Source organism: Bacillus sp. UMB0728, from assembly GCF_002858875.1.
Classification (GTDB): Bacteria; Bacillota; Bacilli; order Bacillales; family Cytobacillaceae; genus Bacillus_AB; species Bacillus_AB infantis.
This window is the reverse complement of the sequence record NZ_PKLA01000007.1, coordinates 1-11,959: the sequence shown is the minus strand read 5'-3', so window position 1 is coordinate 11,959 and position 11,959 is coordinate 1. Positions and strand designations below refer to the sequence as shown.

Sequence of the window (11,959 nt, the reverse complement as noted above, 5' to 3'; positions counted from 1 at the left end):
ACATGAAAAAGATCGGGCTTATTCTTACCCTGTTTATTTGTTTGTGTAGCGCTCTTCCTACTGGTGTATCTGCAGCTGAGGAACTGGTCGATTTACCTACTTATAATTGGTCCTGTGGAAATCCAGTTGTGACGGATGAGCTAAAGGACAAGCTGAAGGATTTTAAAGAGAATGACGCAAATATGGCTGATAAATTCTTGGCCAGCCAAGCTGAAAATCTTTTTAACATTGGGGATGTTGCAGGCTTATCCTCCTTGATTTACGGAAATCCCTACTGTGTTTGGATGGATAAAGATGATAAGTTGGCCGCTGATGGGATTTTCACTCAAAAGGAAAGAACGACCATCGTGGATCCAATGCTGAAAATGTTTTCAGGTTCATATGTTGTGTTGCTTACCTTGGCGATCCTCCTTTCATCCCTCCGGATGGGATTAGGATCTATAAATCCGCAGGCCCGGGCAGACTTCTGGCAAGACCTTAAAATGTGGATTGTATCCGGAATCTTTATGGCGCTCTTCGTACCTTTAACGAACATCATTTTTGGCGTCAATTCTGCCATCGTTCAGTCAATTAAGGACTTACTAACTTCGAGTGGGATAGAGATTGATGGGGTATCTATTATTTCCGGGATGGAAGATTGGACTGTCGCTTTCAGCTTTATGTCCATCTTAATAACCTTTTTAGCCGAATGGGTATTGGCGTTGATTCTGAACTTTATTTATATAGCAAGAAAGATCATCATTCTTCTTTTACTAATCATGGGACCTGTAGCAGCATATGCACTGATGTTTAACAGAACTAGGGGCTTTTTTGGTACCTGGATAAAAGAGCTATGCTCAAACATCTTTCTGCAGACAATTCATGCTTTAGTGCTCTTTGCATTTGCTCACCTAGCATCTATGGGAGCAGGCGTTCTAATGAAACTTGGGTTGTTGATGATGTTCATTCCAGTCAGCGGAATGATATCAAGGTGGCTGTCCTTTGGAGATTCCACAAGCAAGTTAGGGTCTGCCATGGCGATGACTGGCCTAGGTGGAGTCATGAGTACAATCATGATTGCTAATCAGGCAGGAAATATTATTAGAGGAGGCGGGTCTACCAGCTCTGTTGCTTCCACGTTAAATGGTGGAATCGCAAATTCATCAGAAAATAGTTTGGTGAATATGGGCGGCGGTAATGACTCAGCAATTACAAAGATATCTTCTCGAGCCTCAGGAGCCAATTCTTCTATATGGCAAACAATCCAAAAAGGAGCAGGAGCTGTTGGAGCCGCTGTAGGAGGGGCTGCTGGGCTCGTTACCATGAACCCAATGGGTGTGGCAGCTGGAGCAAAAGTGGGGCAGGTACTAACCAAAGGAGGTCTTCAAAGAGCTCGAAATATTGTATCAGGGGGAGCGGATTTAGGAAAGACTCTTGTTTCTCCTCTCGTATATGAAGGAGCAAATGGGAAAGGTGTACAGGCATTCTTTCAAAATCTGAGTGAGAGACGTGAATTTGCTGGTAATATTGGTGAATCTATCGGAAGCATGATTGGGTTTGGAGAAGCCGGCCGTAACGTTGGCCATGCATTAAGCGGGGTTTCCAGGAACCGTTTATCTCAGACTCCTGCTGCACTTGGAGGAGCCGGCTGGGTTACAGGGCATCGTCAAGATGGATCTCCTATATACCAACCCATGAACTTTAGTGATTTACGCAGAACGGCACCTGGTTCTGAAGCAATTCACGTTATGACAAATACAGGTTCAGCGTTTTATGTTAAAGATCAAAGTGCTGGAGAGTGGATGAAGTTTGGGACTACTGGCCAAGCAGATACCGGATTAAATACAGGGCAAGTTCGTATTACCCCTTATCAAGTTCCTACATCAACTCAAGGATCTTCTCTTCAGATTCAAGAGAATGGCACTTATAGAATGCAAACAACTCAATTAAATAGCGGGAATCTTAACAACAATATTTCAGGAGGTTTCAATGGTAACGCGGTAACTTCTACAAGCAGTACGTTACCGGTTGCTGAACGAGCATTTGCGGAGACAGCAGCGGGGGTTGCTGTCTCACCTTCATACTCAAATGGTGATATTCAGACTACTGGTTCTACAAATAACTCAGTGGCAGCAGGAGGCCGTTCATCTAGCGAGTTGGCTGGATTAAAAGGATCCACTCCTGACTTAATGAGGGTTGGAAATTCCTTTGTTGTGGGCGGTGGAACTGTGGACGGTAAAGTTGAAGTCAATTCTATCAATGATATGTTATCCAGACCGAGAATGGTAGATTCCAATTTTGATTCGTCAAAAATAAACCCCGATTCTTATGTGGCTGCTTCAGTGCTTGGGCCTTCTGGCCAGAATACCAGTGAAAGAGTAGCAGATGGAATAAACTCATTTGGTGCGAGTACCCAAAAAGTGAAGGGCTGGGGGTTAGCTGCAATTAACAAAGCTAAAGAGAGAAGAAGGGAGATCGTTTAGGTGGATAGTTTCTGCCTAGCGAGGAAGGAGGTACAGGATGAAAAAAGTCTTCTTTTTCTTAAGCGTTTTATTCCTACTATCCTCTTCTCTCCCTGTAAGTGCTGCTGAAAAGAATGAGGATTCAACTACCTGTAAACCAGTAGTTTCAAAAGAAACCCAAGACTCGATGGCCAAGTACAAAGAAGATGATGCATCTATTGTTGAGTCTTACACTATTGATTTAATTACATCAGTCGTGAATTTTGCAGATATTAATACATTAGCAAATCTAATCTTTGGCAACCCTTACTGTATTTGGAGTGATGAAGAAAATACTAAACTAGTAAATGGCGTCTTTACGCTTGATGAACAAACTAAAATTATTGAACCAATGGTAAAGATGCTTAAAAGTACGTTTTCTTTAATTCTTGTCTTAACGTTCTTGTATTCCTCAATTAAGTTGGCCTTCAGTGGACTGAATGGAAGAGCAAGAGCAAATTTTTGGGAAGAAACTAAAACCTGGTTCATTATTGCCTTCTTCCTGGCCACTCATGACATCTTTATAGAATATTTGTTCATTTTAAATGATGGCATTCTCAAAGGGTTAAAAGAATTTCTATTATCTAACGGATTGGATTATACGAGCTTTAGTTTAATGACTTCTAAGACTGAGATTGTTTTTACAGATATTATTGTTTTCTTTGCTGAATGGGTACTTGCCTTGTACCTAAATGTAATTTACATATATCGAAAGATTATGATCATCTTCCTTTTACTCTTAACCCCACTAGCTGGGATGTCACTTCTATCTAGCCGTTTAAAACATTTCTTCAGTACTTGGGTTCGTGACTTATGTGGCCTTGTTTTCTTACAAAGTTTTCATGGAGTGATTTTGACAGTATTTATTCTTCTGAGTTCCATGGTGAGCGGTATAGACGAGACCGGCGTCATCTATAAAATGACGTTACTGATTTTGTTTATACCACTAACAGGCATGTTGACCTCCTGGTTTAATCTGTCTGAAGCAAATTCTAACCTTGATAAGATGGGGATGTTTGGAGTTCAATCTGCAGCAGTTGCTGTTAATTTAACAAAGAGTATAAGAAGACTTCCCTCTGCTAAATCAGGTCCAATAAATTTAGCGGAACAATCTAGAACTAAATTAAGCGAGAGAGCACAAGGCATAAATTCCAAAGGTTGGAATTCCGCAAAAAAAGTGATGTCTGGTACGGGTGCATTTATCGGAGGAACGGCAGGATTGGTCCTAGGTCCTCAAGGGGCTATATTGGGATCTCAGATAGGAAAGGGAGTAACTGGAGGGTTGCTTCAAGGCAGTAGAAATATTAGCTCATTCACGCTGAATGCAAGAGATACGTTAAAAGGGATTAAGGAAAATGGGGGCCTAAAAAATACCTTTAATGACATTGGTAAACGAAGAGCCATGTTTGGTGATGTAGGTGAATCAGTAGGCAGTTTAATAGGAAGGGGTGGCACAGGCCGCCACATTGGGCATGCTTTCAGCGGTGTTTCTAGGCAAAGGCTTTTAAACTCTTCAGAATTAGGTGGATTCGCAGGCGTTAATTTAGAGAGCCTTAAAGAAATTTCACCGGATTCTAATTACAAGTGGATCCAAGACAATAAAGGTAGCGCCCTCTATATGCAACAGGGAGAAGATCAATGGAACAGGGTAAGTCCCCTTGGTGCTGCTGATAGTTCTATGGGGACCGGTATGCAGCGGGAAGTAAATTTAGCTTTTAAACCGGCGGGGCCCAGCTTACAAGCTAATCCAGATGGAGGGTATAGCTTATCGCAAATAGCTGATCGTAATAATTTAACATTAACGCCTACATCAGAAGCAATGATACGAACACCACAGGGTACCCTCCAAGATTCATCTTTCCCTAAAGAACAAATGGATCTGAATAGTTATTACAAGCCAGGGCTGCAAGGTGCAGATATGAGAACACACGGGGATAAGTTTGCCGATACACTTCATTCTATTTTTGAGAATAACCATTCGATTAGGCATAGAGGATTTTCATAAGAGAGGGGGGATAATAAGTGGATCCAAATCATGGTAATGACAGTCAAAATCTAGCTGTTAAACCAACAAAGCAAGCGGCTGCTACTGGTAAAAGCGTAATTAAAAATCGAAGGCTTTTAGGAAAAGGGTTTAAAGCTGCATTCAAGGCAATTAAGTTCTTTTTGCAAAAACTAATCCCGGCCATTATTAAGTCAATATTGGCATTCCTGGGCCCCTATGTCATCTTAATCATCTTATTAATCGTCCTCCTCCTCATTGCTATTGAAGGAGTAGCCAGTTTTGACTTTTTTCAGCTGGGAGGGGAACGGAACAAAGCTGAGGTTCTCTTTGATAATACGATGAAAGAGGTTGTAGAGGACCGATCAGATCAATTAGCTAACCCATTGATCAGCAAAATAAGAGGGCAGCAGGATAAGGCTCCTTATCCTCCTGTCAATGAAGCTTGGTTACAACAGTTGCATGAAAAAATGACTCCTAGTTGGGCTATTACAGGAATTCTATATTCCTATAAAAATCTAAAACATACTTCTTACCGGGCCTGGCACAAAGATTTTAAAAATACTCCCGCTGAAACGGATGAAGAAAGAAGAAAAGCCAAGTCAAAATTCTACAGTGCCATTAGTAAAGAGTATGATTATTACTTTCAGGATCCCACCCTTCAAGTCACGATGGGAATGGGCCAATCTTCAGGAGAAAAAGTAGATATTCGGGAAGAGATAACATGCACATATGAAGAATTAGATGAGACAGGAGCAGTAATTAATACGAGAACAGAAAAATCGACCAGGAAATCTACACAGCCACTTCCTTCTCGGGAGATTGTTTTAGATGCCAACTTGCTATATAGCCAGGCAACATTTAGTTATTATTGGCACGAAACCGGGTGGATTGATAGCGGGATTACAAACAACGGAAACTGCAGCACCAAAACATTTAAAAACTATCATCTATATCTGATTGATGATCGGTCTGAACCAAATGTTATTTACGATACTAATAGGTTACTCACTTTCCTTATGGTTGATAATCCTAAAGGGAAACTAGCAAGGTTAATCAAACCCAAAGATTTAGAATACATGATGGAAATGCTTAAGCAAATAGATGATCGATTCTCAAGTATTGGAATCAATTACGAAGGATTGATTAAATGCGCGAAGGGGAAGGACATTGCCGGGTGTATTGCGAGTAACATAACGGACGGTTTATTTATCGGAGGTTCTGGCGGCTTCAGCAGTGGAGGTTCCTGGTTCCCAGAGGAATACAAAAAAATATATGAAGAGGCAGCTGCAGCTTATGGGATTGATTGGTGGATCCTTGCAAGCATCCATATGCAAGAAACCGAAGCGGGAAGGAATCCAGCTGCAACAGATCCTTCAAAAGGCTCGAGCGTTGGAGCCAAGGGACACTTCCAGTTTATGCCCCTAACCTGGCTCGGTTGGAACTTCAAAGGGAATGGAAATATCTCTACCACTAGGTTAGGTAATATGGTGGGAGATATGAACGACATCATTGCTTTACTAACTAACCCTTCCAGTATAAATAAATATGGAGGATATGGAAAAGATGCTGATGGAGATGGAATTAGCTCTCCCTGGAGTCTAATAGACTCTGCCCATACTGCAGCCTCCTATCTAGCAGCAAGTGGATATTCAAAAGAAAATGAGCAAAAAATAAAAAAAGCTATTGGAAGCTACAATCACTCAAGTGCCTATGTCACTAGTGTTTACAATAGGGGGATTATGTATCGAGATGGATTACCTGGAGGAGGAAGTATCCCTGTATCTCCTGGTAACTTCAGCTTCCCAGCTACAGGTAAATTAACATCCGGTTATGGGCAACGTTGGGGGAAACTGCATGCGGGTGTCGATATAGGTGGAGGCGGAAGAAGCAATGTTCCAGTTGTTTCGGCAGCAGATGGTGTTGTTAACCGCTCTTATTTCTCTTCATCATATGGAAACGTCGTTTTTATTCAACATACAATTGAAGGACAAAAGTACGAGACCGTATATGCTCACTTAAATACCCGGGCAGTAAGTGCCGGCCAAACTGTTAAGAAAGGGCAATTTATAGGTTATATGGGCAATACAGGGGATTCACAAGGTATGCATCTTCATTTTGAAGTTCATCAACCAAGCTGGAATTCTACAAAATCCAATAGTAAAAACCCGTTAAACTATATCCCTATTCCACCAGAGAAGTAAATGTTGCACTTTTGAATTAGTACTCATAGAAAGGAAGTTATTTGAAATGAAGAAGATCGTTGCCTTATTAGTACTCTCTCTATTCTTAACTGCATGCTCCAGTAAATCAAACTCTGTAGAGGTGTCACAGGAGAATACTTCACATGTCCAGGAATACCACACTGCTTTTCAGGAACATTCTGCAGGAATGAATAAAGCATTAAACAAATTTAATACTGGTCTTGATGGACTGTATACCAAAGACTTTAGCGATGAACAATTTGGAAACTATGTAAAAGGAATTGTAGAAAGTTCTGCAAAATTGGTTAAATCCATTGAACAACAGGATGTAAATCCTGAAATTTTTGAAATGCATCAAAAGGTGATTTTGGTTACTAATAAAGCTCACCAATTACTTCTAGATGCTGTAGACATGGCCAATCGTTCTTCTGAGGATAACCCCGTGGATAAACAACGGCTAAAGGACACCTATATTTCAATAAAACAAGAGCAGGCCTCATTGGTCAATGAATGGAAGTTACTCATGGAAAGTCTGAATTACCAATCTACTGAAGAGTAAGTATAAGCAGATTAGGAGTATTAATGGTATGAAAAAAATTCTATCTATACTAATAACCTTTTGTGTGTTAATTGCAGGATTTTATATTTATAAAAAGGCCACTACTCCGGCAGTGCCGGCTATCACACAGGATATGGCGTCGGCTCAAAAAGTTCTAGCGAAGGAGCAGGCCTTTACTCCGGATGAGGGGGAAACAGAAGAGGAATTCCACGAATACCTTCAAGAACGTTACTCCAAGCCGGAGGCTGCTGTTGAATACCTTTTTGCCATAGCCATGAAAGAGGAAGTTGATTTATATTCAGATGCTTTTACATTTGAACAGTTTCAAAAGGATATTCATGAAAGTAGATCGGAAACAAACAAAGAAGAGTTAATAAGAGACATCATGAAGCGGATAACACGAGAAGGAACGTTAATAGATATTCATATTATTAAAAGCATGATGGTCTTTGAAAAAGAAAGCCTCAGGGTGGTTGCAGATCTAAATTACCAAGGACAAGAACAACCGGTTAGAGTCAACATAAAGCTAAAGCAAGTGGAATTGGAGCATATAGAACATTCGGGTGAACATAACCACGTCAAGAACGATTTTTATTATGTGGACTCCTCTATCTGGGACTTGATCAATAAAATAGAGAAAGGATGAAAAATATATATGGATGGGGTTCAAGATTTACTAGGGCTTGGTGTTAGGTTTATTCAGATAGTGTTCGTATTCGTCTTTGCAATGACCTTTTTGCTCTCTCTTTTTTACTTACTATTTGCTTCTAAGAATCCTTTCAGACGGAGAAAAGCTTATTTATTCTCTATAGGTGGGTCAATAGGAATGCTGTTGTCCTTATATTTACCCTTAATCATCACTTATATTAAGAGCGGGACTCAGCAAAAAATAAACACGACTGAGAATTTATACAGTGTACTAGACTGGACTCAGCCATGGGGCACCATTACCTTTCATCTAATGAGAATTTTCTTTGAACCTATGATTTTTTTCGGATTTGTATTTGGATACCTTACCTGGTTAACTGCTTCAAAGAGTCCTCCCAGGAAAAGAATAGGAATGGGAATGGTAATTGGGGCACCAATCTTTTGGATCATCTTGAAGTTCTCACCAGATATTTACCACTTTTTTGTTCCTCAAACCTAAGAGCCGCGAGCCTATGCGGCTTTTTTTATTTCTAAATTTCATTCACAAATCTGCCTATTAGACAGAGGACTGCTGCATTAGAACGAAAGTTATTGAATGCGCTTTCTGTATTAAAAAATGGAGCATCTGGTATATATTGTTGATTTGTTTTAAAACATAATATATAATCGAATCAACAAATGGTTTGTACTCTTGGAGATGTTGTAAATGGAATATCAACAAAAGATGGCAATTTATAAAGAGATAATGAATTCTCTTACTGATCCTTTTCCAGAAGGCACAGTTGAAGTTTCTGATAATAGAAGCTCGATACCTGTCCAGGCTTATATCCAACGTTTAGAGGAAAAGGCAGGGGGCTTGTGGTCCTGGAGAATTACTGGGGAACCTATAATATTTGAAAATGAGGATCAGGTTTTAGTGAAAGGTGTTCTCTCTATACTTGATGTTAATAAAGAAGGAATGGGGTTTTCAAACCTTCAAAGATATACTGATACAGGTAAAATCAAAAACCTAAAAAATGCCATTCTTTCTGCAGAGAGTGACGCACTTCGAAAAGCATGTGATCGATACAGAATTGGATGGCAGGACCTGGCACCATATAGGAGCTGGGGGAGTAATCCTGGAGTGGAAATAAAGACTCCTCATAAAACTGGAAAAATAATTAATAATGACAGATGCATAAAATGTGATAACCCATTAACCGCAGCAGATATAAAAGTTTTGGAGGAATTTAATGTTCGTTTAAAATACTGCCAAGAAGATCTGCCAGCAAATTTAAAAAAGAGAAGGGGAAACTAAAATGGCAAAGATCTATGCCACTTGTACGTTATGCCAGAACTATGATCCAAATAGAAATCAATGCTCTTTGACCCAAGAGGAAGTAAATCCGCTTGAGTATGCTCAACCTGCTGAATGTCAAAAATCTGGTCAATTTGTAAGAGATCTAAATGTAATTCCGGATGTTTATCATTACTTTCCCAAAGGAGAAAATGTACCTCGATTTTGGCAACCTGATTTTTCTCGATTACCTAAAGATGAAGATGATAACCCATTGTTTGTAAGTACAAGACGTGGTTACGAAAGAGCGATTCCTGCGGATCCCTCACTTAAATTAAAAGGAGATATCCTGGTAGGTGTGTCACCGAAAATCTTAACTTACCAAGGTCAGCGGGAAACCATTTATGACCTAGGAGTAGAATTAGCTCAGAGTGAAGCTGCTGCTATAGGGGTACCTCTTCACATTCTCCCAGAGGAAGTAGATTGGCCAGGTATTCCAAAGTTAAAGCAGGCATTTTTAAATAGACAAGGACGTCATAAGAATCCAAAAAATCAATGGTTTAGCGATGAACCAATTGAACAGTGGTGAGAATGATGAAAAACAATAATGAGAGGGTTAATGACATTCGCAGCAATATCATTTTCAATCTATATAAGCTGTATCATTATTGTGAGCATTCTTCATGTAAAGCATTTGAAAAGAACTTTGAGCAATATGTTATTGAATGGAATGGAAAAAACCAATTAGAACTTAAGGGATCTCCCTATATAATTAAAGTGACAGATGGAAAGGTAGAACTGGACCATAGAGTAAAGGGTTATCATCAAATACCTTACCATTGGATTAAAACACTCAGAAATAACTTAAGTAGGGATGATAAGCTTTGAGAAGAGATATTAAAAATGTGAGTTTACAGCAACCTCTTAATATTCCAATCTCATTTTACGAAGAATTAAAGAAGCTGAAGGGGAAGAACACATTGGGAGCAGCTGTTGTAGAGGGACTACTTCTTTATAAAAGTAACCCAGTTAAAATTGAAATGTTTCCCGCTCCTGAGAAAAACAAAGAACTTTATAAGACGAAATATAAATTATTTCATACGTCCTTTTCTATTTCTATCACCGCTTTAGAAGAAATAGATAATTTGTTTCCCGATTTAGAAATGAATACTGTAATTAACAATCTTTTATATCTATATTGTCAATCAATAGATCCCTCGTTTAAGTATGATTATTTTGATAGGGACTACTTCCAGAAAGAATTTGAGTTTAATTTAGAAGATTATTTGGCAGCTTATCGCATTAGTAAATCTCACAGTAAAGGGATACCTACACAACGAATATACGATAAGAATAGGCTGATTGATCATCCGACTCTTTATAATATACGGAAGGCCTATAATAGTTTTTCTGAATTTGTAGATGAAATGGAACGTATATTAAAAGGAGCTTTTTTCTAAAAGAGGTTAACTTTATCTAGTCTTGAAGGCATAATTGTGTTAATATAGAGATAACTTAAATATCAATCTAATTGTGCCGGAAGAACCGCCAATATCCTTTTACTGGATATTGGCTTTTTTAATATCTGATATCCGATGCCATAAAATATATAAAATAAAATGAATGCGAGGAGAAATGAATGAAAGTAAAACGATTTCTATTAACACAGCCTTATAATTTTACTATAATCGGTTTTCTTGTTGGGACTCCCCAGGTAAATGCTTTAACCGGTGAGCGGGCTTTAGCTATGAGCATTCGATTAGGAAATAAAGAAAAGCCAGCAGATATTACTCCATTCTTGAATCAAGTCAAAATTGTAGGATAAGTAAGGAGAAGAAATTATGTTGAAGTTATTCAGGTCAGTCGAAATGAGTATACTATTTCTGTTAGTAGTCTTTTATATACAGAAGACTTTAGACTTTAAAATTTGGGGTTTTTGTATTCTAGCTATAGTAACAGCTACCTATGTAAGCCATATTGTTAGATCAAAGCTATTATTGCAAAAAGTAAATATACAGGGAGCCCGCTCATTTTCTGAACTGAGTAAAAGCGATAGGAGTGAAACGAATTTAAAATCAGCGTTACAAACTCTCATTGTTTCTTCCTTATTAATTTTTAGTATGTTCGTTAGCATACCTTATATTTCAGGTATACTATATCTTGCAGGAGGTATTTTCCTTCTATATTCCCATACCGTTAAGAATCGAGAAGAATATCTTTTATTTAGCATCTAATTAGATCGAGAGGGCTTTTGCTCTCTCTTTTTTTATATAACAAGTAGCGGGAAAGGTGTTGTCGAAAGTTTCATGGGAAAATAGCCTGGCATGAGGTGAGTGGCCATTTGATACTTAACTGTCCAAGTCCGAAGCTGCCGGCCCGGCAGTAGGGAGTGCAGCGTCTGCTTGTATTCAGCAGGAGGCGGGAACCTTAATCCTTTCGGCTGTGGGAAGGACTAGCGCAGGCAACTCCCTTGGCGGAAGGCAGCGCCTGGGTCATCTATATCTGCCTTTCAGCTCCTGAACACTCCCTGCCCCGGACTCTCTCCGTACGGCAACATGAACATTATTGCTCTTTTTTAAATAAGAATATTGGATAAAGGACCCTTACATTAACTCTTAAACTGTTAAGGATATGCTGCCTTGTAAAAAAAGAGGTTATATTTGGAGATTTTTAAGTGGAGTATTATATAATTCAGCCTACCTGACTGGAACTTTTTTCGCTCTGTCTCCAGAGGCTGGATAAATGAAATTTATATAATAAAAAACAAAAAAAGAGACCTTCTCAGCACGC

The 11,959-nt window shown here is 39.1% G+C and carries 9 protein-coding genes; all 9 read left to right on the top strand.

What is annotated here, in order from left to right; genetic code table 11:
• Window positions 1-2 precede the first annotated feature (2 nt).
• The 9 genes from CYJ37_RS23285 (at window position 3) to CYJ37_RS23235 (ending at window position 10,994) form a co-directional block, all read left to right on the top strand.
• Entirely contained in the window at window positions 3-2,462 is a 2,460-nt protein-coding gene (locus CYJ37_RS23285; protein ID WP_101552196.1) for a hypothetical protein, read from the top strand.
• Between the two features lie 37 nt (window positions 2,463-2,499).
• Window positions 2,500-4,485, top strand: coding sequence for a hypothetical protein (locus CYJ37_RS23280; RefSeq protein ID WP_101552194.1), 1,986 nt, complete (start codon window positions 2,500-2,502; stop codon window positions 4,483-4,485).
• A gap of 17 nt (window positions 4,486-4,502) precedes the next feature.
• Complete coding sequence (locus tag CYJ37_RS27850) at window positions 4,503-6,686, top strand: peptidoglycan DD-metalloendopeptidase family protein (RefSeq protein ID WP_257964293.1); 2,184 nt, start codon at window positions 4,503-4,505, stop codon at window positions 6,684-6,686.
• Between the two features lie 46 nt (window positions 6,687-6,732).
• Window positions 6,733-7,245, top strand: a complete 513-nt coding sequence (locus tag CYJ37_RS23270; RefSeq protein ID WP_101552192.1) for a hypothetical protein — start codon at window positions 6,733-6,735, stop codon at window positions 7,243-7,245.
• Window positions 7,246-7,273: 28 nt separating this feature from the next.
• Window positions 7,274-7,891 carry a hypothetical protein gene (locus tag CYJ37_RS23265; protein ID WP_101552191.1) on the top strand — a complete coding sequence of 206 codons (618 nt, stop codon included), beginning with the start codon at window positions 7,274-7,276 and terminating at the stop codon, window positions 7,889-7,891.
• A gap of 708 nt (window positions 7,892-8,599) precedes the next feature.
• Complete coding sequence (locus CYJ37_RS23255) at window positions 8,600-9,190, top strand: hypothetical protein (RefSeq protein ID WP_101552188.1); 591 nt, start codon at window positions 8,600-8,602, stop codon at window positions 9,188-9,190.
• A 1-nt stretch (window position 9,191) separates the two neighbouring features.
• Window positions 9,192-9,758 (top strand): hypothetical protein, encoded by a 567-nt coding sequence (locus CYJ37_RS23250; protein ID WP_101552186.1) that lies wholly within the window; start codon window positions 9,192-9,194, stop codon window positions 9,756-9,758.
• Window positions 9,759-10,053: 295 nt separating this feature from the next.
• Window positions 10,054-10,629, top strand: a complete 576-nt coding sequence (locus CYJ37_RS23240; protein WP_101552182.1) for a hypothetical protein — start codon at window positions 10,054-10,056, stop codon at window positions 10,627-10,629.
• Between the two features lie 179 nt (window positions 10,630-10,808).
• Entirely contained in the window at window positions 10,809-10,994 is a 186-nt protein-coding gene (locus CYJ37_RS23235) for a hypothetical protein (RefSeq protein ID WP_101552180.1), read from the top strand.
• Window positions 10,995-11,959: the final 965 nt, after the last annotated feature.